Origin of the sequence: Actinomyces sp. oral taxon 448 str. F0400, from assembly GCF_000220835.1 — a bacterium.
Taxonomy (GTDB): Bacteria; Actinomycetota; Actinomycetes; order Actinomycetales; family Actinomycetaceae; genus Actinomyces.
Genome location: NZ_GL985606.1, coordinates 2,332,831 through 2,355,429 on the forward strand (window position 1 = coordinate 2,332,831; position 22,599 = coordinate 2,355,429).

The 22,599-nt window shown below is 70.4% G+C and carries 17 protein-coding genes and 1 tRNA gene; 6 read left to right on the top strand and 12 right to left on the bottom strand.

Features of this window, described 5'->3' with window-relative positions; genetic code table 11:
- Positions 1-39: 39 nt before the first annotated feature.
- The 4 genes from HMPREF9062_RS09925 to HMPREF9062_RS09940 all read right to left on the bottom strand — a co-directional run bounded on the left by HMPREF9062_RS09925 (position 40) and on the right by HMPREF9062_RS09940 (position 3,495).
- Complete coding sequence (locus HMPREF9062_RS09925; RefSeq protein ID WP_034254143.1) at positions 40-1,203, bottom strand: low temperature requirement protein A; 1,164 nt, start codon at positions 1,201-1,203, stop codon at positions 40-42.
- 41 nt (positions 1,204-1,244) lie between these two features.
- Complete coding sequence (locus tag HMPREF9062_RS09930) at positions 1,245-1,652, bottom strand: DUF1304 domain-containing protein (protein WP_009749993.1); 408 nt, start codon at positions 1,650-1,652, stop codon at positions 1,245-1,247.
- A complete protein-coding gene (locus HMPREF9062_RS09935; protein WP_009749994.1) occupies positions 1,652-2,530 on the bottom strand; it encodes a GDSL-type esterase/lipase family protein in 879 nt (292 codons plus the stop codon). The genes HMPREF9062_RS09930 and HMPREF9062_RS09935 overlap by 1 nt, the downstream gene beginning before the upstream one ends.
- A 194-nt stretch (positions 2,531-2,724) precedes the next feature.
- Positions 2,725-3,495, bottom strand: coding sequence for a DeoR/GlpR family DNA-binding transcription regulator (locus HMPREF9062_RS09940; RefSeq protein WP_034254145.1), 771 nt, complete (start codon positions 3,493-3,495; stop codon positions 2,725-2,727).
- Positions 3,496-3,687: 192 nt separating this feature from the next.
- Between HMPREF9062_RS09940 and HMPREF9062_RS09945 the strand changes: the two genes are divergently transcribed.
- On the top strand, positions 3,688-4,128 hold the full coding sequence (locus tag HMPREF9062_RS09945; protein WP_009749996.1) for a VOC family protein: 441 nt from the start codon (positions 3,688-3,690) through the stop codon (positions 4,126-4,128).
- A 128-nt stretch (positions 4,129-4,256) separates the two neighbouring features.
- Here the strand turns inward: HMPREF9062_RS09945 and fumC are convergent, their stop codons facing one another.
- Complete coding sequence (gene fumC, locus HMPREF9062_RS09950; RefSeq protein WP_009749997.1) at positions 4,257-5,684, bottom strand: class II fumarate hydratase; 1,428 nt, start codon at positions 5,682-5,684, stop codon at positions 4,257-4,259.
- Between the two features lie 223 nt (positions 5,685-5,907).
- On the opposite strand from fumC, the gene HMPREF9062_RS12215 reads away from it, so the two are divergent.
- Positions 5,908-6,459, top strand: a complete 552-nt coding sequence (locus HMPREF9062_RS12215; RefSeq protein WP_009749999.1) for a hypothetical protein — start codon at positions 5,908-5,910, stop codon at positions 6,457-6,459.
- 97 nt (positions 6,460-6,556) lie between these two features.
- Here the strand turns inward: HMPREF9062_RS12215 and HMPREF9062_RS09960 are convergent, their stop codons facing one another.
- Positions 6,557-7,537, bottom strand: a complete 981-nt coding sequence (locus tag HMPREF9062_RS09960; RefSeq protein WP_034254147.1) for a zinc-binding dehydrogenase — start codon at positions 7,535-7,537, stop codon at positions 6,557-6,559.
- Positions 7,538-7,653: 116 nt separating this feature from the next.
- Between HMPREF9062_RS09960 and HMPREF9062_RS09965 the strand changes: the two genes are divergently transcribed.
- A complete protein-coding gene (locus HMPREF9062_RS09965) occupies positions 7,654-8,097 on the top strand; it encodes a MerR family transcriptional regulator (protein ID WP_009750001.1) in 444 nt (147 codons plus the stop codon).
- Positions 8,098-8,147: 50 nt separating this feature from the next.
- Here the strand turns inward: HMPREF9062_RS09965 and HMPREF9062_RS09970 are convergent, their stop codons facing one another.
- The 3 genes from HMPREF9062_RS09970 to HMPREF9062_RS09980 form a co-directional block, all read right to left on the bottom strand.
- Positions 8,148-9,905: an alpha/beta hydrolase gene (locus HMPREF9062_RS09970; RefSeq protein WP_034254149.1), complete on the bottom strand. Its 1,758-nt coding sequence runs from the start codon at positions 9,903-9,905 to the stop codon at positions 8,148-8,150.
- 135 nt (positions 9,906-10,040) lie between these two features.
- Positions 10,041-10,114: transfer RNA gene (locus HMPREF9062_RS09975), tRNA-Met, on the bottom strand.
- A 150-nt stretch (positions 10,115-10,264) separates the two neighbouring features.
- A complete protein-coding gene (locus tag HMPREF9062_RS09980) occupies positions 10,265-13,642 on the bottom strand; it encodes a UPF0182 family membrane protein (RefSeq protein ID WP_034254957.1) in 3,378 nt (1,125 codons plus the stop codon).
- A gap of 230 nt (positions 13,643-13,872) precedes the next feature.
- Between HMPREF9062_RS09980 and HMPREF9062_RS09985 the strand changes: the two genes are divergently transcribed.
- Positions 13,873-14,457, top strand: coding sequence for a PPA1309 family protein (locus tag HMPREF9062_RS09985; RefSeq protein ID WP_009750004.1), 585 nt, complete (start codon positions 13,873-13,875; stop codon positions 14,455-14,457).
- Between the two features lie 129 nt (positions 14,458-14,586).
- Here the strand turns inward: HMPREF9062_RS09985 and HMPREF9062_RS09990 are convergent, their stop codons facing one another.
- Positions 14,587-16,023 carry a zinc-dependent metalloprotease gene (locus HMPREF9062_RS09990; protein ID WP_009750005.1) on the bottom strand — a complete coding sequence of 479 codons (1,437 nt, stop codon included), beginning with the start codon at positions 16,021-16,023 and terminating at the stop codon, positions 14,587-14,589.
- Between the two features lie 194 nt (positions 16,024-16,217).
- Between HMPREF9062_RS09990 and HMPREF9062_RS09995 the strand changes: the two genes are divergently transcribed.
- On the top strand, positions 16,218-17,531 hold the full coding sequence (locus HMPREF9062_RS09995; protein WP_009750007.1) for a YlbL family protein: 1,314 nt from the start codon (positions 16,218-16,220) through the stop codon (positions 17,529-17,531).
- 189 nt (positions 17,532-17,720) lie between these two features.
- Positions 17,721-18,812 (top strand): hypothetical protein, encoded by a 1,092-nt coding sequence (locus HMPREF9062_RS10000; RefSeq protein WP_009750008.1) that lies wholly within the window; start codon positions 17,721-17,723, stop codon positions 18,810-18,812.
- Here HMPREF9062_RS10000 and HMPREF9062_RS10005 read toward each other — a convergent pair.
- On the bottom strand, positions 18,703-20,856 hold the full coding sequence (locus HMPREF9062_RS10005; RefSeq protein ID WP_009750009.1) for an ATP-dependent helicase: 2,154 nt from the start codon (positions 20,854-20,856) through the stop codon (positions 18,703-18,705). The genes HMPREF9062_RS10000 and HMPREF9062_RS10005 overlap by 110 nt on opposite strands.
- Before the next feature lie 118 nt (positions 20,857-20,974).
- The gene (gene nudC / locus HMPREF9062_RS10010; protein ID WP_009750010.1) at positions 20,975-22,072 is read right to left on the bottom strand and encodes an NAD(+) diphosphatase; all 1,098 of its coding nucleotides are present in this window, start codon (positions 22,070-22,072) and stop codon (positions 20,975-20,977) included.
- Between the last annotated feature and the right edge of the window lie 527 nt (positions 22,073-22,599).

Consider the following 22,599-nt stretch of genomic DNA (forward strand, 5'->3'; position numbering starts at 1 on the left):
CCGGCGAACGGCTCCGCAGGCACGGAGCCGCGCCGAAATTCAAGCGCGGAACTCCTCGGGGCGCGGCATGCCCGCGCTGCGGGGCGCCAGGATCTCCCAGGCGTCAATGGCGACGACGAGGGCCGAGAGCAGGCTCACCGTCACCAGCGCCGCGCCCGCGGCGCCCAGAACGACCGCCCCGAGGGCGCCGACTAACTTGGAGCGGTAGACGGCTCGGAAGGCGTTCCACCGGATGAGGACGAACTCGGCCAGGAACAGCGCCGTCCCGCAGCCGAGCAGGAGGGACGGCCCCGGCCCGAGCGCCTCCTGCGGGTCGTCCACGGCCGCATGGAACCCCACTGCGACGAGGATGATACCGGCGACGAGCACGAGGTGGCCGTAGGCGAGGATGGAGCGCACAACATCGGTGCCGGCGTCGACCTGCTTGAAACGCATGAGGATGAATCGGTCGCCATGGTGGAAGTAGGCCCACCACAGCGCCGCGACGAGGGCGAAGGCGGCCGCCACGACCAGGCCCTGCTCCCAGCCGACGTGCTCGGCCCCGGTCAGCGGGGTCCCGATGGCCACGAGGGTCTCCCCCAGGGCGATGAGGATCAGGGCGCCGAAGCGCTCAACAACGTGCTCGGCGTCGTAGCGGATGGCCGTCATCCGGGACCGCAGGTGCCACAGAGCGGTGACCTCGACGAGGGCGGCGGCGCCCCAGATGATCTCGCGCCACGGCGTCGGCGGCGCGAGAGCGCCGACCACGAGCAGCGGCCCGCTCACCAGCGCACTGCGGTGGTAGGGGGTGGCGATGGGCCTGAGTCCGACGAAGGAGCCCAGGATGAGGGAGCGCCCGACCCAGTAGGCCAGGGCGAACAGGAGCCCGCGGGATCCGAAGGCTTCGGGGATGGCGATGGCCAGGACCAGGGCGTCCAGCGCGACGGCGAAGACGGTCAGGCGACCGCGTCCGGTCGACACATCTCGCATCGAGGCCTGGACGGTGGTGCCCGCCCACAGCCAGTAGACGATGGTCAGCAGGATTCCAGCGTGCAGCAGGCCGCGCCAGCCGGGCTCCCCCCTGACGACGTCGGACAGGCAGGTGACGGCGAAGACGAAGACGAGATCGAAGAAGAGCATGCTCGTATCGACCGGTCGGTGCTCGAGCAGTGGTGTACGGGCGGACGAGCCGGATGATTCTGCCGATTCGAATGACTCGGACATGGAACTCCTGACGGTTGGCCGGCGAGGACCTCCCGCGGAGCTCAGGCCGGGAGCAGTCCCGCGCACAGGCAGATGATGGCGAGGGCGGGCAGCGCGCCCTGCTTGAGGGCGGCGCCGCGGTGGGCGGGCGAACACAGGCCCAGGACGAGGGCGGCCGCCACCATGGAGCCGGTACCGTAGAGCACGAGAGCCGTACCCGCCCGGAATGCGCTGCCGGCCCCGAGGACGACCAGTGCTACGCCCAGGAGCGCCTCGACGGCGAGGAACAGGTTGTAGAAACCCTGGTTATAGGCGTAAAAGGCGTGCGGACGCGCCTCTTCGGGCGTGCCGCCGAAGGCCCTGCGGGCGAGCGGCCCCTCCCAGGCGATGGACTCCATCCAGAAGATGAGGACGTGGACGGCCGCGGCGCCCACCGCAGCGACCAGACCGACAGCCGTGACAACCGCCATTATGACCGTCTCTCATCGACCCGCGATTGCGCGCCGGCGGGCATGACGAGGGCATCGGGGCGCTCCCCCGCTCGCCCGGTCGACGCCGCGCGGGCGCCCTCGTCCTCGTCATCAGTGAACTGGGCGAGCATAGGGCGGGCGAGCATGGCGGCGGCCATCTCATAGCCGATCGCGCCGGGGTGAAAACCATCATCGGCCCAGAACCCCTCGGGCAGGTCGCAGTGAGCGACGTCGACGAAGGGGACGCCCCGCTCGGCGCAGACGGCGACGGAGGCGTCCGTCTGAATATCGGTCCACTCGCGCAGCACGGAGCGCAGCGTCGGCATAAGAGCGGGGCTGCGGTAGAGCTGGCCGGCGCTGCACGCTACGACGTACCGGCTGCGTCGGGCCGCGTCGTCGAGGACCGCGCTAAGATCCTCGGTCCACTCTGCCGGGCCGCGACGGGCCATGAGGTCGTTGGATCCGGCGCACACCAGCAGCAGATCGGCGCCGTCGACCTCGGGCAGGAAGCGGTAGCGCACTCGGCGCATGGTGGCGCCCAGACGGGCGTGGGTGGACCACTGAACGTCACGGCCCGTGGCGGCGGCCAGAATGCGCGCGATGCGGGGCACGAGCGCTCGGTCCTGCGCGGCGACGCCGCAGCCCGCCACCAGGGAGTCCCCGACGGCGACCAGCCGCAAGGGCGCGCCGCAGTCCCGAACGGTGGCGGAGGCGGCGGGAGCCGCCGCCCCGTCGGGTGCGATGACCCCCGCGCGCTCACCGGGGGGCTCGGGGGCGAGCCTGACAGTGCGCCGGGCGATGGCCGCTTCAACGATCGCCAAGGGACGGCGCAGCCGACGGCGGGCGCCGGAACGGAGAACCGGGTCGAGGCTGTTCATGGTGAACGAGTTTATGACCGGACGGTCGGAAGGGGTATGACCGGCAATGCGCGCCGAGCGTGCCCGCTGTCACGAGACTCCGGGCGGAGCCCGGCATACGAGCACCGACGGAGCAGCCCACGGGAGCCGAACCCTCAACCGCCGATGCGCGACGGCCGGAGCCCGCCGGATCCGCCCGCCCACCGCCGTCCTCATCAGATCTCGTGCACCGCCACGGCCAGGCCCGCCTCCCGCAGCTCGGCGAGAACGGAGGGGTCGATGTCGTTCGTCGTGAGAAGAAGATCGAGGTCCGCCAGCTCGCCGAACCAGTAGGCGTGCGTCCGCGAGATCTTGCGCGGTGCCGTTGGCAGGAGAGCCCGCGCCGAGGACGTCATGATGGCGCGCTTGACGGCGGCGTCATCGGATTCGACGACTGTGAGTCCGTCCGCCACCGAGACCGAGCAGGTCGATAGCACCGCCACATCGGCCCGGAAGCGGCGCACGGCGTCAACCGCCTCGGTGGAGAACAGGGAGAGCGACTCGGGGTCGACGAGCCCGCCGGCCACCGTGACCGTCGCGCCCGGAACGGACGCGAGCGCGGTGGCGGCCCCCAGCGACAGGCACAGCGCCCTGATGGCACGCCCGGCGAGCTCCTCGGCGACCAGCTCGCAGGTGGTGCCGGAGTCGACGATGACGCTCTCGCCGTCCTCGACCATGGCGGCGGTCGCCCGGGCCAGAACGCGCTTGGCCTCGACGTCCTCATCCCGGCGCAGAGCCACGGGTCGCAGAGAGCCGCGCCGGGGCGCCCGCAGCGCACCGCCGTGAACGCGGACGACCCGCCCGTCGCGCGCGAGCTCCGCCAGGTCTCTGCGCACCGTGATGACCGAGACCCCCGTGAGGCGGGAGAGCGCGTTGACGCTCAGCACCTCCGTGGGGCTGAGCGACCGAAGGATCGCCCGACGGCGCTCCCGGGGCGCGGTAGCCATTGCCGACATCACTGCCTCCGATCCCGACGGCACTGCGATCGTTTCTCCCGAGAATGATCAATGACAGTGATCAAATGATCTCATACCTTTGATGTCAACGGAAACCTCTCAGGGTGACCGTTGCAAACACAACACTCACGGCATTCGATCGAATGATCGGAGAGCTGCGAACGAAGGACGAAGGAGACTGACATGCCGCACATCGACCACGCCGCCATCTGGGTCGCCGACCTCGACGACGCCCGCGACTTCTATTCCCACTGGTTCAACGGACACGCCAACGGCCTGTACGAGAACCCCCGAACCGGTCTGCGCACTCACATCCTCCAGTTCACCGACGGACCGTGGGAGGAGCGGCGCACCCGCCTGGAGCTCATGAGCCGACCCGACATCACCGCACTCGCCGAGCGCACCGGCCTGGGCTGGGCGCACGTATCCTTCTGCCTGCCCGGCCGCGAGGACGTCGACCGGCTCACGGCGGACATGGCCGAGGCGGGCGTGCGGATCATCGACGGGCCTCGCGAGACTGGTGACGGATACTACGAGGCCGCCATCCTCGATCCGGAGGGCAACCGCATCGAGCTCCTCGCCGCGGACTACTCCGACGACGTCGCCCTCCGCCCGTCCCACTGATGACCTCGCCGATCGCCCCCGCTGAGGCGGTGCCGAGAGCCAGCCTCCGGCACCGCCGGCGGAGAGAATCGTTCAGGCCGGCGATACCGCCCGCCCAGCGCTTCCGCCCACGGCGCCGCCTCGCCGCATCACTCCTCGGCGGCGGAGGGGCGGGTCATGTCGGCGGGGACCACCCAGGCGTCGAACTCCTCGGCGGTGACGAAGCCGAGCTCGAGAGCGGACTCACGCAGAGACAGCCCCTTGCGGTGGGCGTTCTTGGCGATCGTGGAGGCCTTGTCATAGCCGATGTGGCGGTTGAGAGCCGTGACCTGCATGAGGTTGGTCTCGAGATTGTGCTCAATGCGCTCGCGGTTGGGCTCGATGCCGTAGGCGCAATGAGTGTCGAAAGACACGCACGCGTCCCCCAGCAGCTGGATGGACTCCAGGACGCACCAGGCCATCACCGGTTTGAAGACATTGAGCTGGAAGTTGCCCTGGCTTCCGGCGAAACCGACGGTCGCATCGTTGCCGAAGACCTTGGTGGCCACCATGGTCATCGCCTCGCACTGGGTGGGGTTGACCTTGCCCGGCATGATCGAACTTCCGGGTTCGTTCTCGGGGATGAGGAGCTCGCCGATGCCGTTGCGGGGGCCGGAGGCGTACCAGCGCACGTCGTTGGCGATCTTCATCAGGGCATCGCCGAGGACCCGCAGAGCCCCGGAGACCTGGACGAGGGCGTCATGGGCGCTGAGCGCGGCGAAGAGGTTGTCGGCCTGTCTGAAGGCGATACCGGTCTCCTCGCTGATCTTCGCCGCGGCCAGCGCGCCGAACCTCGGATGGGCGTTCAGGCCCGTGCCCACGGCCGTGCCGCCGATGGCGAGCTCACGGGCGCAGGTGTCGGCGTGACGAATGCCGTCGAGGGCGAAGTCGATCTGGGCGACCCACCCGGAGATGACCTGGCCCAGGCGGATCGGGGTGGCGTCCTGCAGGTGAGTGCGGCCGACCATGACGACATCGTCGTACTCCCCGGCCTTGGCGTCCAGCGTGTTGCGCAGCTGCTCCACCCGCGGGTACATCGCGGCCAGCTCGCTGACGACGGCGATGTGCATGGCCGTGGGGAAGGTGTCGTTGGAGGACTGGCCTCGGTTGACATGGTCGTTGGGGTGGACGGGCGTCTTGGAGCCCATCCGGCCGCCAGCCAGCTCGATGGCGCGGTTGGAGATGACCTCGTTGGCGTTCATGTTGGACTGGGTGCCCGAGCCGGTCTGGAAGACCACCAGTGGGAAGTGCGAGTCGAGTTCGCCGGAGATGACCTCGTCGCCAGCCCTGACGATGAGGTCGGCGACGTCGCGGGGCAGCTCACCGAGCTCCGCGTTGGCCAGGGCGGCCGACTTCTTGAGCACGCCCAGGGCCCTGATGAGCGGGTGGGACAGAACGAAAGTTTCGCGGCCGATGTCGAAGTTATGCAGGCTTCGTTCGGTCTGGGCGCCCCAGTAGCGGTCGGAGGCGACCTCGATGGTGCCCATGGAGTCGGACTCGGTGCGCGTCGGTGCACTGGTGCTCTTATCAGATGCCATGGGCCCAGGCTAACGAAGAGCGTCACAACGCATGCGAAGATCGGCGCGGCACGTCGACGCGGGCACCTCGCCGTGAGCGGGGCCCTCGGCGCCGCGGTCCGGATTCGACGTCGGCAAGCGGGTCCACCGACCGTGACCCGTCCGAAGCCGGAGCCCGCGCCCCGCTCGTCATCGCGCGGGGCGTTCGCCCGGGAGAATCGGGGTGCGCCGGTAGGCTTCTCCCATGGAGGCGAGTGAGACCGGCGGGAGCCCCGGGCCCGTCGACGACGTTCCCGGCGGTCCGGGCTGGGTCGTCGACGGGGCGACGCTGCTCCCCCGGATCACGGACCTGGCATCCTTCAGGGCGGCCGGCGCCAAGGATCCTCTGCTGGAGGCCATCGAATTACTGTGGCTCGGCGACCCCGTCGCGGCTCGCGCGCAGCTGCGGGGCCGCGAGAAGTCGACGCGAGTGCTGGTCTTCCTGGCCGATTGCGACCGGGCGATGGGCTGGTACGAGGCCTCCCGGATCCGTTACGAAACGCTGCTGCGCGAACACGAGGGCGATGGGTGGGAGCCCGTTCTGCACGACCACCTGGGCAAGGTGCTTCTTCAGGCCGGAGACCCCGGGGCCGCCCTGAGACAGTTCGTGACGTCCCTGAATCTGCGTCGGGCCTCGGGCGCCTCCGCAGGCCTTCTCGCCTTCAGCGCGCAGGCCGTCGAGTACACCGTTCGACTCCTGCGAGCACCCCGGCGAGCCGCGCACCGACCGCCGTCGGCGCAGAACCGGAGGTCATGAGCGGATCCTCCCCTGACGGCGCGCCGAGCGAGCGGGAGCGGAGGGGACGCGGGCGGGCGGCACTCGCTCCGCAGGTCCGGTGCGCCCGCGAGCCATCTCAGAACGTGATGACCGTCTTGCCCGTGGTCCCGCCCGCCAGGAGGTCCGCGAGCGCCGAGCGCGCCTCCTCCAGCGAAACCCGGCGGGTGACGTCGACGCGGACTCGGTCAGAGGCTACCAGGGTCAGGGCCCTGTGCAGGTCGGCGCCGACCGCCTCGGGATTGGCCGCGGCGAGGGCCCCGAGGTTGAAGCCGGACGCGGTGGTCGCGGTGAGCCACAAACCCAGGGAGTCGATATCGACCGCCGGTGCGCCGGAGGCGTTGCCTACGCGCAGCAGCGTCCCGAACTGCGCCAGATGCCGTGCCGCCATCCGTGTCGCCTCCCCGCCGACGGGGTCGACGACGACATCCCACGCGTGCTCGGGCACCCGGTCGAGGTCATCGCGCAAGTAGACGTCGTCGTAGCCGAGGGCCGCGGCGCAACGGGCCTTGGCCTGCGATCCCACGACCGCCCCAGTGCGCGAGGCGCCCAGGAGTCGAGCGACCTGGCCGAATTGCGAACCGAGCCCGCCAGCGCCGGCGTGGACGAGCACCGCTGCGTCCGACAGTGCGTCCACCCGTGCGAGCGCGCTTACAGCGGTCGTCGTATTCGTGCAGGTCGCCGCCGCCGTCGCCGCGCTCAGGCCCGGCGGCAGCGGGACGACCAGGCGCGAGTCGACGATCACCTCCTGGGAGAAACCGCCGCCAGGCATGGTCAGCGCCGCCACCGAGTCGCCCCGGCTCACCGTACCGACCCCCTCACCGACACCGGTCACCGTCCCCACAACCTCCAGCCCGGGGATGAAGGGAAGTTCGACCCGACCGAAGCCAGTGGAGAAGAGGGCATCGATGAATCCCATCCCGGCATGAGAGACCCCGATGCGGACCTGCCCGGACGAGGGCTCACGGCGGGGCCGTTCGAGGATCTTCATGGCCGTGGGGCCGTCGTAGCCGACGACGGCGAGTGCGAGCGGTGAGGACTGTTCAGCTGATCTGCTCATGATCGTCAGGCTATGAGCTGGAGCCCGCTCCATCTCAAGCCCGTCCCGTCCCGCACTCATGCGGCTGGCGCATCCGTTCCTCAGCTGGAGTGCGCTCCGGGGCCTACAGTGGGGGGATGAACAGCCATGAGACCGACTGGATCGGCATCGCTGAGATGGCGCGACGCTCCGGCCTCTCGGTCGATACGCTCCGCTGGTACGAGCGGGAAGGATTGATCCCGGCGGTCGACCGCGGGCCGAATGGACGTCGACGGTTCTCCCGCGCGCAGCAGTCGGTGATCCTCCTGCTGGCGATGCTGCGCGATACGCAGATGCCGACCTCCGAGATGAAGCGCTTCGTCGCCCTCATGGATGAGGGGGCTGCCAGCCATGGACGCCGCATCGAGCTTCTCGAGCGTCACCGACGGCGTCTGACCGAACGCCGCGCCGCGATCGACGCTGCGGATGGGGCGCTGGCCGACAAGACGGATCACTATCGCGCACTCATCGCCCAAGGTAGGGACTGCGCTGGCGCGCCGGTGTCGGACGCCGTCCGGAGGCGGCAGTCGGCGACGTCCTGAACCGAATCGCGCCGCTCACCGCCGCGTGCATCAATGAGTCGCCGACGCGCTCACCGCAGCGCAGGGCCGATATCCGCCCAGGCCTCCGACCACGTCAGATAGAAGGCGCCGATCCTGTTGCTGATCAGCCCGACCAGGAACATGGTCAGGACGCATGTCCCCACCAGGAGCCCCGCCCGGGCCGCCACGCGGGCCGCGGTTGTCCACCGGGCCGAAGGAGCCGGGCCGTCCCCGCCGCCATCGTGGCCGTCAGTGTCACCGGCGCCGCCGGCCTCATCCGCGCTGTCGCCCTCCCCGCTGCGGGCGACGGTCCCGCTCTCGCCGTTTTGAACAGCCCGCGGGGTCGGCTGGGACAGGCAGGCCAGGAGCAGCGCTATCGTCGCCAGGGAGAGCATCATGATGATGCCGGTTCCCCTGATCTGGGTGAAGGAGCGCGCCAGGCGGTGCATCATCCCGTTGCTCCCTGACTCCCCGGCGCTCGTCCCTGCGGCGTCGGGTGCCGGGCCGGCGCCCGACGAGTCGTCGGCCGTCGGCGTAGCGGTCGGCGTCGGCGTGGGCGCGGCCGTGGGCGGGGCGGCCCCGTTCGGGTTGACTCCCGAGCGTTGCGACCACCACGTGAGGAACACGGGCGTCTGCTCCTTCCACAGGGCCCACGAGTGCCCTCCGCTGACCGGCCGGTCGACCTCAACAGTGTCATCGCCCTCGACGGCGGGGGGCAGGTTGGTGATCGATCCCTGGTCCAAGGGATCGTCCTGAGCCCCCAGAAGCCACAGGTTGATCGGCTCGTGCGGCTGGTTGTCCACCAGCGTGCTCAAAGTGTTCTGCTTGCGGAGCTCGGGAGTGGACAGTCCTCCGACATCGGGAACGTCGTACCCGGACATGGAGATCGCTGAGGAGTAGACGTCCGAGCGCATGATCGTGGTCCACACCGCGCAGTAGCCGCCGGAGGAGACTCCGCCCAGCGCCCACCCTTCGCGGTCGGTACGGGCCCCGGAGAACGTGGCCTGAACCATCTTCGGCACGTCCTCCTGGATCCAGGTTCCCACTTTGGCCCGTCCGACGACATCGGCGCAATCAGGTGCGGAACGCTGCGTCGCATCGGCGTTGAGCGAGGGGACGACGATGATCGTCGGCGGTAGGCGACCGTCGTCGATGGCGGCCTGCACCTGGGCGCCGAGATCCAGGCTCGAGACCATGCCGTCGGCCGCGCCGGGCACCCCGTGCAGGAAAACCAGGACGTTGTACGACTTCCCGTCGGTGGGCGAGTACCCCCGCGGGGTCCAGAACCACACGTCGTCGGTGATGTCGCTGGCCGGGCCGTGGAAGGTCGTCTTGTAGGTATTGTCCTCCTCCGTCGTCTGCTCCAGGGAGGCGACATAGGCCGGATCAGGCGTGGACGGAGCGTCGGTCTGCGGAGCCTCGTCGCCCTCCCCCCCATCTGCGGCGCTCGGGGTGGTCACCGGTGCGAGCCGGGTGGGGCCGGAGGCGTGGTCGGGGCCCGTAGCCAGCTGGGCGACCTGCCCGATCGTCGTGGCGAAACGCAGCGACATATTGATCTTCGTGGCCGCCAGCCCGGTGACCAAGAGCTGGCAGACCAGGACCGCGGGCAACGCCGCCACGAAGAACCGGCGACGCCGTCGAAAGCGTCCTCTCCGCTGGTCCACGTGCTCGGCCGCATGCGTTCGACGCCGACGACTCGCAAGCCGAGTCAGCAGGAGGACCGTCGCCGCCAGAGCGATGAGGGTGACGACTACGAACCCGGCGAAGAAGCTCGTGGAGACGACGCTCACATCAGAAAGAGAGGACACCGAACCATCCAAAAAGTCTGAGACGCATGAAGAGAGTGCCAGCGGAGATCCGCACCGCGCGGTGGCGCTAGCTCGAGCACTGAAAAGCCTCGGTCCCTGGCGGGACCGAGGCCTCGTGCCTATCGCGGCGTCTCGTAGCGGGGGCAGGATTCGAACCTGCGACCTCCGGGTTATGAGCCCGGCGAGCTACCGAACTGCTCCACCCCGCGGCGGCAAGACCCACCCTAGTCGTCGTCCGTCCCCGAACTCAAACCGCATCCGCGTGCCCTTGCTCACCCGCATCCACCGGTACGCCGCATGCCGAGCACGTCTCAGCCTCGGGTCAGCCCGATCGGCCCGGCCCGGCCCAGTCGGGCCGATCAGCCGCCCATTCTCTCCTGCGCCGAAACCGCCCGGTTGAGCGCGTTGTTGAGCCTGGTCTGCGCATCGCCGTAGGCCGTCCAATCACCGGATTGCATCGCCTTGTTGGCATCATCCATGGCGGTCTTCGCATCCGAGAGGGCCGCGTCGAGGTCGGCCTGCGGGTCGCCGCCCGCCGACGCGCTCGGGGCGGGCGAACCGGAGGCCGAGGGCTGCGCGCTCGCCGATGCCGACGACGTGGCGGAGGGCGCGGCGGTCGGCTGGGCCGAGGGGTTGTCGGCGGGCTGCGCAGCCGGGTCGGTCGAGGAGGAAGTGTCATTGGCCGCCGCGGCATCGCCGTCGACGACCTCCTGACCCGTCGTGGCCCCGGAGTCACCGCCGAAGACCTGGTCGAGCGCCTCGGAGAGGGTGTCGGCGAAACCGATCTTGTCTCCGAAGGAGACCAGCACCTTGCGCAGCAGCGGATACTGCGTCCCGGAGGAGGACTGGACGTAAACCGGTTGGACGTAGAGCAGGCCGCCGCCCACCGGCAGTGTCAGCAGATTGCCCTTGATGACCTGCGAGCCCTGCTGGCTGAGCAGGTTGAGAACCTGGCTGGCCGTACCGTCGGAGTTGAAATTGTTCTGCACCTGGCCCGGCCCTGAGACGTTGGAGGAGCGCGGCAGCTCCAGGAGTCTGAGCTTGCCGTAATCGGGGTTCCGCTTGCCCGGCTCGTCGCCGGCCGTCTCCGAGTCCACGCCCAGGAAGCCGGTGAGCACATTGCGATCCGTGTTGCCCCCGATGATGTACACACTGGACAGGGAGAAGGACGCCTGATCCTGATCGGGCATCTTGAGAGTCAGGTAGTAGGGGGCCTGCGCGGAGTCGCCCTCCTTGGTGGGATCATCGGGGACCTTCCAGAAATCACCGCCGGAGTAGAAATCCTCGGGGTCGGTGATGTGGTACTTGGCCATGACCGTGCGCTGAACCTTGAACAGGTCCTCCGGGTAGCGCATGTGAGCCATCAGATCCGTACTCATGTCGCTCATCGGTGTGACGGTGCCCGGGAAGACCGACTCCCACGCATCGAGGATCGGGTCGTTCTCGTCCCACTGGTAGAGCTTGACGGACCCGTCGTAGGCGTCGACAACGGCCTTGACGGAGTTGCGCACGTAGTTGGACTCCTCCGGGGCGCCGAGCAGGTCCGCCTGGCCCGTCGTCGCGTCGCTCATGGAGTCCTCCAGCGACTCGTGCTGGGAGTAGGGGTAGTTGTTAGTCGTGGTGTAGCCGTCGAGGATCCACACGACCCGCTTGGGCGTGCTCGGGTCGTCATCGTCATCGACGACCGCCGGATAGGGGTTGCCGTCCAGGGTCAGCCACGGGGCGACCTTGGCGACGCGATCGGCCGGGTCGCGATCGTAGAGGATCTGAGAGCCGGAGCGGACCTCCTGGGAGAACAGAATGTTCATCTCGGAGAACTTGGCGGCGTACAGCAGACGGTTGAACGGGTTGGACACGTCCGGGCCGCCGCTGCCGGAGAAGGTCGTGTTGATCTGCCCGGAGTCGGCCGAATCATCGGGGTAGTCGAGCTCGCGCGGGTTGCCGTCGTCCTGCCCGCCCACGATCGAGTAGGACGGCGAGGACCGGCCGAAGTAGATGCGCGGCTCGTAGTCGCCCAGATCCCCGGTCGAAGGGATGCCACCCTCCCAGAACGCGGGCGACCCGTCGGAGTTGGCCGTGTTGCCGTAGGCGGTAACGACGCCGTAACCGTGGGTGTAGACGGTATGGTCGTTGATCCACGTGCGCTGCCCCGCGTCCAGGCCCTCCAGGCTCAGCTCGCGCACAGCAATGACCGTGTCGCGAGAGGCGCCCGAAACCTGATAGCGGTCGACATTGAGCTGGGAGGCGAAGGAGTAGTACTGCTTGTTCTGCTGACGCTGTTTGAAGGCCGGGGAGACGATATTGGGATCGAGCAGACGAGTCGAGGTCGTCGACTCGGCGTCCTCCTTGAGCTGACCGGCCTCGGCCGTGGTGGTGGCGTCGTAGGGGGTGGTCTCGACATCGTCCAGCCCGTAGGCGCCCAGTGTGGCGTTGATATTGCGGCTGATGTATTGGGACTCCTCGCGCTGAGCATTGGGGTCGACGACGAACTTCTGAATCACCGCCGGGTAGGCCGTGCCCACGAGCAGAGCGGAGACGATCATGACCGCTACCCCCGTGATCGGCAGACGCCACGAACTGGTGCGCGCCGAGACGACGAACAGCGCGGCGACGGCGACGCTGATCGCGGCCAAGATCGCCGAAGCCGGAATGGAAGCGTGGACGTCGGTGTAGCCGGCGCCATCGAACTTCGTGTTCGAAGCGTACAGGGAGGAGTAGCGACCCAACCAGTAGTTCGCGCCCTGGAGGAGGGAGAACAGGGCGAGGAGGACTGTCAGATGCAGACGCGCCGCCCGGGTGAAGTGCGGGCGACGGGCCACGGAGATCCCGCCGTACAGGTAGTGGACGACGACACTGGCAATGCCGGCGAAGACGACGACGCGCGTCAGAAAGGAGACCGCGATCTTAAGCACCGGCAGGATGAAAACGTAGAAGGATATGTCCCGGCCGAACTGTGGGTCGGCCGTGCCGAAGGACTGGGTGTGGATGGCCAGCATCGCCTCCCGCCAGTGAGGGGCGAGTTCCCACGCCGATGTCAGCAGCGCCAGCACCACGGGCACGCCCCAGGTCAGTGCACGCCGCATGGGCTCCACCGCGGTCCGATAGGCCTCGAGGTTGCGGGTGGCCTCGTCGTGCGGGAGGGTGATCTCGCGCGAGCGGTAGGCCAGTGTCATGGCGGCGAACACCGCGGAGAACATGATGACGAAGCCGACGACGAGCAGGACGCCGGAGGTGATCCACTGGGTCCACACCACGCGTGCGAAACCGAGCTGGTTGAACCACAGCACCTCGGTCCAGGTGCGCGAGAGGAAGAGGAGGACCGCGGCCAGCGCGGCGAGGATCGCCAGGGTCCAGGCCAATGGGCCGGGACGCCTCCGGCCTCCTTCGCCTCCGGACACGGGACGCGAGGATCCGCCCGAACCGGACGAGCCCCCCTTACGGGGGCCGCTCCTTCCCTCCGACCGCCGGGCGCCGAAGGGGGCGGCCCCGCCGAAGAGGAAGGAGGCGGGGTCGAAGCCGTGCAGCGGGCCATCATCCTCGGCCCCGTCCCCGCCATCCTCGCGGGAGCCGCCAGCGGTAGCGTCGGGGGCCTCGTGAAGCCGCTTGGAGGAGCCGCCGGCGTCATCGCCCTGGAAGAAGCCGCTGCGAACGCGGTCCTCGCGACTGGACGGGGAGGACTCCTCGAGCGCGGAGTGCTCGCGCTTGTCGTCGGACTCGTCGTCGGGCCTGGTGCTCACGGTCACGCTCCGTGTCGTTGCGGGGAATGCGCGATCGAGCGCGCATGCGGACTCCGACGTCGAAACGCCGGACGCAACCATCGTCCCACAGGTCCCACCGGACTCACAAAACCCGGCCTCCCACGTGCGGGGCGGGCGGGTCGTCACTGACAGGCATCTGCGCGCGCTCGGGCCCGGCCTCCCACGTGCGGGGCGGGCGGCGGCACGAGCGATCCGCATAAGCTCACCGTATGATCGAGCAGACGCCCGCCCACCGGCCCATCTCGACACCCGCGACGCCGCGTCAGGCGGCCCTCGCCCGCGCCGTTGTCGAGCTTGAGGAGTACGTCGCCCGGCGCGGCTGGGACGCCCCTGTCGGGATCTTCGCGCTAGTGCGCACCGCCGCGGCCCTGGCCCGGGACCCGGCCCTGGCGGAGGCGCTCGACGACATGGCGCTGACCGATGCCCGGCACGACCCGCAGGCTCTGACTGTCATCGAGCAGGAGGATCTGCCCGCCGCCGCGGACCTGGAGGACCTGCTGGGCCGGATCGCCTGGCCCGAAAGCGTCGACGGCGCGGCCCTGGCCGTCGAGCGGGTGGCGCTGCCGCCCGCCGCAGAGCGGGAGGCCGCCGCGATCGGGGACGCCGAGGAGCGTATGGCCTTCCTCAATGCGCACCCCGACCGCCAGGACGTGCGAATGGTCGTCGGAGTGCTGCGCAACGGCGAGGCCTGGTGCGCGATCCGTTCCCGGACGCAGGACTCATCCGACCGGGTCGTGACCGGCGACGTCCTCGTACCGGGGCTGATCGAGGCCCTGAACGCGACCCTCGACTGATCCCCCGCCGACCCCGGCCGCGACCGGAGACGCAGAGGCCGGCAGAAACTCTCGGGGACTCACGGAGCCGGTTCCGAACGGACGCAGATGCGATCGGCCCGGCGGGCGGGTGCGGAGATCGGTCGTCGATCAATCATCCGGCTCCTCGGGGCGGTTCTCGTCGGCGTCGCGGGCGCTCCCCGCGTAGCCGAGCGTGCCGTCCAGCAGCGACGCGAGATCGGCATCCACCTCCGCGTCCATGTCCTGGGCCGCCCTCCGCATAGTCAGGAAGTCCTCGGGGTCGGCCAGCTCGGATGCCGTCGGCATGACGTCGGGGTGCCGCCAGAACGCGTCGCGCTCCCCCTCACCGACTTCGGCTCCCAGCAGCTCCCACAGACGCGCCGCCTCGCGCACGCGCCGAGGCCGGAACTCCAGTCCAATGAGACGGGCGAAGACCTTCTCCGCGGGCCCGCCCTGGATCCGCCGACGACGCACCATCTCCCGCAGCGGCACCACGTGCGGCAGGTGCGGGGCGGCGGCGTGGGAGGTGACGACCTCAACCCAGCCCTCCACCAAGGCCAGCAGCGTCTCCAGCCTCTCCAGCGCTCCAGCCTGGGCGGGCGTCTGCTGAGGGGAGAACACGCCGGACTCCAGCGCGGAACGAATCGCCTCCGGGTCGGAGGGGTCCACCTGCGCGACGGCGTCCTCGATAGCACCGGCATCGATCCCAATCTCGCGCGCATAGGCCTCGACGGCGCCCAGCAGCTGGCCGCGCAGCCACGGGACGTGGGCGTACAGGCGCGCAGCCGCCGCCTCGCGCACCGCCAGGAACATGCGCACCTGCTCGACGTCGATCTCCAGACCATCGGCGAAGGCCTTCACGTTCGCGGACACGAGCGCGGTGCCGGGCTCGCGCGTCAGCGGCAGCCCGACGTCGGTGGCGGCCACGGCCTGCCCGGCGAGTTCGCCGACGGCGTGCCCGACCTGGAGACCGAAAGCGGTGCCCGCCATCGATCGCATGACCTGAGTCAGGGCGCCGACCTGCCGAGCGGCGGCCCCCGACTCCTGATCGGAGGCCGGCAGGGACCCGATCTGGCTCTCCAGAACCGTGGCCAGGGTGGCGGTGGCCGCGTCGGCGACAGGGGAGCACACGTCCTGCCACACCGGCAGAGTCCGCTCAACCCATTCGGTGCGGGACCACGCTTCGCGCTCGCCGGGCGCGGGCATGAAGTCGGTGGCCGCGTCCAGCCACAGGTCGGCCACGCGCAGCGCCTGGCGCGTCGCCTCGGCGTCGGAGGCCGTGATGGCGGGGTCGCCGCCCCGGCGGGCCCCCTGAAGGGCGAGGTCGCGCCCCATGGTCCAGTTGACCGGGCCCTCCTGGCCGTCCTTCATCATCCTCTGCATCTGCTCCTGAACGGCCAGCAACTGCACGGGGGTGATCCGGGACATGTCCACCCCGCTCATCTGGGCGAGCTGAGTGGGGTCGATGCCGGAAGAGCGCAGCGCCGCGACGGCGTCGCCGGCGACCTGCGCGCCGAAAAGGGTGGAGAGCATCTTCTCGATATCCTCGAAGGGGTCCTCGCTCATTGGGGTTCCTCTCGGTGGTGCGGGCGCCGGACTAAGCGGCATGAGATCCTGCTGGCGCAACACTCTCAGCCTGCCACCAATTCCTGGGTGCGAGCCGTGAGATGCCCGTCGCAGAACGTGGCGATGACGACATCAACGGCCCTCTGCCCGGTCCGGCGGGGCGCTCTCCCCCCAACAGGACGCATGATGGGGGCGTGACGCAGGAACAGCACCACGAGACCCAGCCCTCCGCCCGAGCGGCCGAGCCCGGGGAGGATTCCGCCGCCCGACCGGCCCCGGGCCCCGAACCGGACGCGCAGCCCGGAACGAGCGGCGCGAGCGGATCGGAGCCGAAGCCGGTCGACGAGCCGGATGAGCCGGACTCCGATGACGACTACAGCGACAGCCGGTATTTCCGTCGCCGGGGTACGGGGCTCGCAGCCGGTATCGGGGCCGGGTTGCTCGCCGTGGGCCTGATCGTCGCCGGTATCACGGTGCCGGTCAGCAAGGTGATCGAGGCGCCCGGACCCACCTACAACGTGCTCGCCGCTTCGCGCGACGGCTCCTCCCAGGACGTCATCACCGTCAGCGGCGCACAGACCTACCCCGCCGACGGGGCGTTGCGGATGACGACGGTGTCCGTCTCGGGGTGCCCCGGTTACCCGGTCACTTTCTTCGACGTCCTGAGAGCCCGGCTCTCACGCAACAAGACGGTTCTGGAGCGCGACCAGGTGTGCCCCTCGTCACTGAGCCAGGAGGATGTCGAGCAGGAGAACCAGGCGCAGATGACCAGCTCTCAGGACACCGCCGTGGTCGCCGCACTCATGGAGACAGGGCTCGCCACCCGCATGATCCTCACCATCGAGGGCGCCAGCGACTCCCAGGCCGACATCGGAGTCCAGCAGGGCGATATTCTCACCTCCGTCACCCCGGCCGGACAGCCGACGACGCCTGTCACCACCTACGCCGCGCTGCGCCAGCTGCTGACGACGATTCCCGCGGGGACGAGCGTCGAGCTGGGCATTGAGCGCGACGGCGAGCCGACGACGGTCACGCTGACCACCATCGAACCTTCCGACGCGGATTCCGACGGACAGCCCGACTCCGAGGGATCGCTGCTGGGCCTGTATCTGTCGGCTCGGGCGGACTCCGACATCGAGGCGACCTTCGGGCTCTCCGACGTGGGGGGGCCGAGCGCCGGCTCCATGTTCGCCCTGGGGATCGTCGACGAACTCACGCCCGGGGATCTCACCGGCGGCAGGGACATCGCCGGAACAGGGACGATCTCCCTGGACGGATCCGTGGGTCCCATCGGCGGCATCGCCCAGAAGATGGCCGGCGCCAGGAACGACGGCGCCGGGTACTTCCTGGCCCCTGCCTCAAACTGCGGGGAGGTGACGGGCAACATCCCCGACGGATTGGACGTCTACGCGGTCTCAACGCTGCATGAGGCGGTTACCACCGTCGAGGCGATCGCCGCCGGGGACGCCTCGGCGGCGCCCACCTGCGAAACGATCCAGAGCCAATGACCCGCAATCGCTCGCGGTGACCCGCGGTACGGCGGGGCGACGTCCGCCCGGCGAGCGGACTTCCGAACTTCCCACTTTTCCACAGGGTGCGAATCCGTGGCGTCATCAAAGGACGCCGTGCCACGCTGCGTCTGAGCGTCCGCGGCGACCCGCCCCGCCGTCCCGAACCGGACGCAGTCTGGAGCACCCATGCGAGTCAGAGGCCAGTCCCCCATCCTGTGGCGTCGCGTCGGGCAGTCGCAGCTCGGAGCCGAGCCGGGCCACGCCGTTGTCATCGACGGCCTGAGTCCGCAGGAGCAGCAGCTCCTGGACCGTCTGCCGGCCGACCTGTCGCCCGACGGCCTCCACCGGGCGGCACGACGGAGCGAAGTGCCGCTCTCCCGCGTCCGTCAGATCCTCTCCCTCCTCGATGAGGCCGGCGTCCTGACCCGAGACGCTCCGGCGCCCACCAGCGGCGACGAGATCTACTGGGAGCGCCTGGCCGACAGCCCGCGGGCGCGCACGCGTGCGCTGCGGAGCGCCGTCGTGGGGATCGTCGGAGCCGGCCGGCTCACCCGCGAGATCCTCGCCCTGCTCGCCGAGGCCGGCGTGGGCGCGATCCTGCCCGAGGACGAGGAGTTGAGCGCCTGGGCGCGCACGCTGGACCCGCCGGTGCGCACCCGGATGCCGTTGGGAACGCGCCCCCACCTCGTACTCACCGTCGAGGCCCATCTCATCGAACCGGTGCGGGCGCGCGGCCTGGCCGTTGCGGAGGTGGGCCACCTGCCCGTGGTCGTCCGGGAGGTCAGCGTGCGAGTGGGCCCCTTCCTGGGGCCCGACTCCCCGCCCTGCGCCACGTGCCTGGACCTGTGGGAGCGCGACGTGGACCCGCAGTGGCCGGCGGTGGCGACTCAACTGCGCCTCATGGCACCGCCGCAGACCGAGTCGCTGCTGATCCATCAGGCGGCGGCGCTGGCAGCGCGCGCGGCCACCGACGTTCTGACCGGCTGCGACCGACGATGGCGCGGGCGCAGCGTCGAAGTCTCGGGCGTGGAAGCCGTGGGCCTCGAACGATTGTGGGCGCCCCACCCCGAATGCCTGTGCGGCGAGCCGGACGAGAACGGGACGGCGGCGCCGGGCGAGAGTGCGGACCGCCCGCGAGCATCCGACGGTCCGCGGGCGCCCGAGACCCTTACTCCCGATCCGCGGCGCCCGCCCCGTCAGGACGGCCCCCCGCCGAGTCCGCCTCCTGGAACTCGCGTACTACGCGAAGTACGTCCGCCCCGTACTCCTGGAGCTTGACCGCCCCGATACCGCGGATCAGGGACAGCTGGGGCAGGACGCTCGGTCTGACCACCGCGACGGAGCGCAGGGTGGTGTCGGGGAACACCGTGTAGGCCGGTCGCGAGCGCTCCTTTGCGACCTGAGCCCGCCAGGCCCGCAACGCCTCGAACAGGGCGACGGTCACCGGGTCGTTGTCGGCCTCGAACTCGGCGGCGGCTCTCCTGGCGCGCGCCCGGGGGGATTGGGAGGCCCGGGATGATGCGCCCCGCCCGCACTGTCGGTCCGGGCCCGCCTCGTCAGCGGGCCAGATTCCGTCCAGGAAGCGCGAGGGTCTGCGCGAGGCGCGCCCGCCGGGGTTGCGGGCCCGAGCGCAGGAGATGACCAGGTGCTCGCGGGCGCGGGTCACGCCCACGTACAGCAGACGACGCTCCTCCTCGATGGCGGCGTGCCCCTCGGCCAAGGAGATCGGCAGGAGGCCCTCACTGGCGCCGACCAGCAGGACGGCGTCCCACTCCAGACCCTTGGCCGCGTGCAGGGAGGACAGGGTGACTCCCTCGACCGTCGGGGCGTTCTGGGCGGCGGCCCTCTCACCCAGCTCGGCGACCAGAGCGTCGAGGTCCGCACCGCGCCTGGCGCCCAGCTCATCCGCCAACTCGACGATGGCGTTCAGGGAGTCCCACCGCTCGCGCACAGCGCCGCGGGGGGCCGGCGGCCGCTCGCTCCACCCCTCCCTGCCCAGGACCATGCGAGCATCCAGGCCGACATCGCCGGTGAGGTCGGCCCGCTCGGTGCGGGCGGCGGCGCGCAGCATGACGACAGCGCGCTTGACCTCGTCGCGCTCGAAAAAGCGCTCTCCGCCGCGCACCAGGTAGCCGATCCCGGCGTCGGCCAGAGCGCGCTCGATCACCTCGGACTGGGAATTGGTGCGGTACAGGACGGCGATCCCGCTCAACAGCACGCCGCGGACCCGCAGCCGCTCCACGTGCCCGACGACGCCGGCGGCCTCCGCGACGTCATCATCGTAGGTCTCGAAGCGCACAGCGGGCCCGCCGGGCCGCTGGGCGACGAGCTCGACGGCGCCGGCCGGCAGGGTCAGGGCCCCTCCCCCGCGCCGCGAGCGCGAGAGGACCCTGTTGGCCAGCGAGACGATCTGTGGGGTGGAGCGGTAGTCGCGACTCAGCCTGATCGTGCGAGCACCGCTGTAGCGGGAGGCGAAGCCGGTCAGGAAGTCGGGGGTGGCACCGGTGAAGGAGTAGATGGTCTGGGAGACGTCCCCGACGACGCACAGCTGGCGGCGCCTCCCCAGCCACAGATCCAGCAGGCGCTGCTGGAGGGGGGAGACGTCCTGGTACTCATCGACCACGAAGTGCTTGTACTGGCCGCGCACCTGTTCGGCGATGTCCTCGCGGTCCAGGAGGATGCCGATCATGAGGAGCAGGACGTCCTCGAAGTCGATGACGCCGCGCTCGTTCTTGGCCTCCTCGTAGGCGGCCAGCACCTGGGCGACGGTGGCGATCTCCAACCCGCCCGGGGGCTCGCGGCGCAGGGCGGCGGCCCGCTGAGCGTAGTCCTCGGGCAGGGTCGTGGTGACCTTGGCCCACTCGACCTCGGCAGCGAGATCGCGGATGAGGGCGCGGTCGGCGGCGAGGCCCAGGCGACGGGCGGCGGTCCCCACGAGTCGACCCTTGAACTTCTCGATCTCGGGGCGCCGGCCTCCGATCGCGATGGGCCAGAAGTAGGTGAGCTGACGCAGGGCGGCGGAGTGGAAGGTGCGGGCCTGGGTGCCGACGATCCCCAGGTCGGCCAGGCGCGAGCGCATCTCGCCGGCGGCGCGAGCGGTGAACGTGACGGCCAGAACCTGGGTGGGCTGGTAGGCGCCGACGGCGACCCCGTGGGCAATGCGGTAGGTGATGGCGCGGGTCTTGCCGGTGCCGGCGCCGGCCAGGACGCACAGGGCGCCCTCGAGGTGCTCAGCGACCTGACGCTGGTCGGGGTCCAGGGCGTCGAGCAGCGCGGCGGGGCTGGGCAGGATACCGGGGCGGCGGGGGGCGTGCTCACTCATCACGGGCCAGCCTGCCACGGTATCGGCGCCGCGGATGCGCGGGCGCAGACCGACCGACGAGGTCGCGGCGACCGGATTCGCACTGCGATTGCACGGACACGGGCGAGCGCTGCGGGCCTCACCGGATGGGCCCGCCGTACCAGTCCTCGATGAGCATGCGAGCGATGGAGGCGGGACCCGGTAGGACCACGGTGCCGGCCGCCAGGGCCTCGTCCAGCTCGGTGCGCGAGAGCACGAGGGCGTCGGTGACCTCACCGCCGTCAGGACGAGCCAGGTGCTCTCCGGGGGCGAGGCGGGCGCGGTAGCCGAGCATGAGGGAACGGGGGAAGGGCCAGGGCTGGGAGGCGACGAGCTCGACCGATTCCACGCGCAGCCCGGTCTCCTCGGCGACCTCGCGCACGACGGCGGCCTCCCCGGACTCCCCCGCCTCCACGAAGCCGGCGACAGTCGAGTAGCGCCCGGTGTCCCAGCGGGCCCCGTGGACCAGGACGATGCGGCCGATGTCGTCGGTAACGGCCATGATGACGGCCGGGTCGGTGCGCGGGAAGTCGATGGTGCCGCAGGCGGTGCAGCGGCGAGCCCACCCCGCCTGGTCGGCCGTGGTACGGGCGCCGCACATGGTGCAGAAGCGAGCGCGGGCGTGCCAGGCGGCCAGGGCGACGGCGGGCGTGGCCAGACCGGCGTCGTGGGCGCTGAGGTCCTGGCCGACGGCGCGAAGGGCGGACAGGGGATAGCGCGCGAGCAGGTCGGCGAGCTCGGCGTGGGCGCGGTCGGCGCCCTCGGCGTCGGTCGGGGCCGCCGGCGCGTCGGGGACGACGACGGCCAACCACGAGGCCCCGGCGGCATTCCCGACGCCGGTGCCCGACTCGCGCCCGAGGTAGACGGTTGTCAGATGAGCTATGGCGCCGACGCCGAGGTCGGCGACGTGCAACGGGGCGAGGCGGGGACGCGAGGCGATGGCGACAGGGTCTGCGGATTCGCCGGTTCCCTGCGCGTCGCGGTCGCGGCCCGCGGGGCCGGGCGGAGTCAGGCCGTCCTCGGGCAGGTCGGGATGGATGGCGGGGGCGTCCAGGGCGACGCGTCCACGCGAGTCGATCAGCACCAGGCGGGTAGCGGGATCTGCTGCGAGGTCGGCGAGCAGGCCGGGCTCAGTGCGGCGGGCCGCGTCGCGGTCGGTGGTGGAGCGGGACAGAGAACGTGCGGCCGTGCGTGTCATGGGGGCAGCGTAAGCGCGATCGGCGACGCGAAGGATTCACCGCCACCATCGCCCAACGGCAGGACGCGTATGTGAGGGATCCGGACAGGTGGAGAAGTCGGTTACCGGCCGTCCGTCTTCGAGCATATGTGCGAGCTCCTCCGCAGCGGCGTAGGAGGACTGCGTGCCCCTCCCGGTTACCGGAACGGCGGCGTAGACGATCCCCGGGGAAATTTTCAGCTGAAGGACGCTTCAGGCGGAAGCGGGCGATATTCGTAAGAGAGGCCTGCACCGACCCGGCGGCGTCTGAGAGAGTGACGATACTGGTCCCGACCATCCGATCTTCAGGGGGGCGGCCCTACAGTGAGTCCGTGAGCATCCCGCAGGCGACCCGTACCTATCTCGATCACGCCGCGACTTCGCCCGTGCGTCCGGAGGTCGCCGAGCAGGTGGCCGCGGACCTGCGCGCCGGGCTGGGCGGCTGGGCGAACCCGGCCGCCCAGCACGCCTCGGGGCGGCGGGTGGGGGCGATGCTCGCCGAGGCCCGC

What these genes read in the sequence shown, in the direction of transcription:
- HMPREF9062_RS09925 (WP_034254143.1), bottom strand. Translation starts at nt 1,203, where the DNA reads ATGTCCGAGTCATTCGAATCGGCAGAATCATCCGGCTCGTCCGCCCGT.
- HMPREF9062_RS09935 (WP_009749994.1), bottom strand. Translation starts at nt 2,530, where the DNA reads ATGAACAGCCTCGACCCGGTTCTCCGTTCCGGCGCCCGCCGTCGGCTG.
- HMPREF9062_RS09990 (WP_009750005.1), bottom strand. Translation starts at nt 16,023, where the DNA reads ATGAGCGAGGACCCCTTCGAGGATATCGAGAAGATGCTCTCCACCCTT.
- HMPREF9062_RS12215 (WP_009749999.1), top strand. Translation starts at nt 5,908, where the DNA reads ATGGAGGCGAGTGAGACCGGCGGGAGCCCCGGGCCCGTCGACGACGTT.
- HMPREF9062_RS09940 (WP_034254145.1), bottom strand. Translation starts at nt 3,495, where the DNA reads ATGGCTACCGCGCCCCGGGAGCGCCGTCGGGCGATCCTTCGGTCGCTC.
- HMPREF9062_RS09945 (WP_009749996.1), top strand. Translation starts at nt 3,688, where the DNA reads ATGCCGCACATCGACCACGCCGCCATCTGGGTCGCCGACCTCGACGAC.
- HMPREF9062_RS09965 (WP_009750001.1), top strand. Translation starts at nt 7,654, where the DNA reads ATGAACAGCCATGAGACCGACTGGATCGGCATCGCTGAGATGGCGCGA.
- HMPREF9062_RS09960 (WP_034254147.1), bottom strand. Translation starts at nt 7,537, where the DNA reads ATGAGCAGATCAGCTGAACAGTCCTCACCGCTCGCACTCGCCGTCGTC.
- fumC (WP_009749997.1), bottom strand. Translation starts at nt 5,684, where the DNA reads ATGGCATCTGATAAGAGCACCAGTGCACCGACGCGCACCGAGTCCGAC.
- HMPREF9062_RS09985 (WP_009750004.1), top strand. Translation starts at nt 13,873, where the DNA reads ATGATCGAGCAGACGCCCGCCCACCGGCCCATCTCGACACCCGCGACG.
- HMPREF9062_RS10005 (WP_009750009.1), bottom strand. Translation starts at nt 20,856, where the DNA reads ATGAGTGAGCACGCCCCCCGCCGCCCCGGTATCCTGCCCAGCCCCGCC.
- nudC (WP_009750010.1), bottom strand. Translation starts at nt 22,072, where the DNA reads ATGACACGCACGGCCGCACGTTCTCTGTCCCGCTCCACCACCGACCGC.
- HMPREF9062_RS10000 (WP_009750008.1), top strand. Translation starts at nt 17,721, where the DNA reads ATGCGAGTCAGAGGCCAGTCCCCCATCCTGTGGCGTCGCGTCGGGCAG.
- HMPREF9062_RS09930 (WP_009749993.1), bottom strand. Translation starts at nt 1,652, where the DNA reads ATGGCGGTTGTCACGGCTGTCGGTCTGGTCGCTGCGGTGGGCGCCGCG.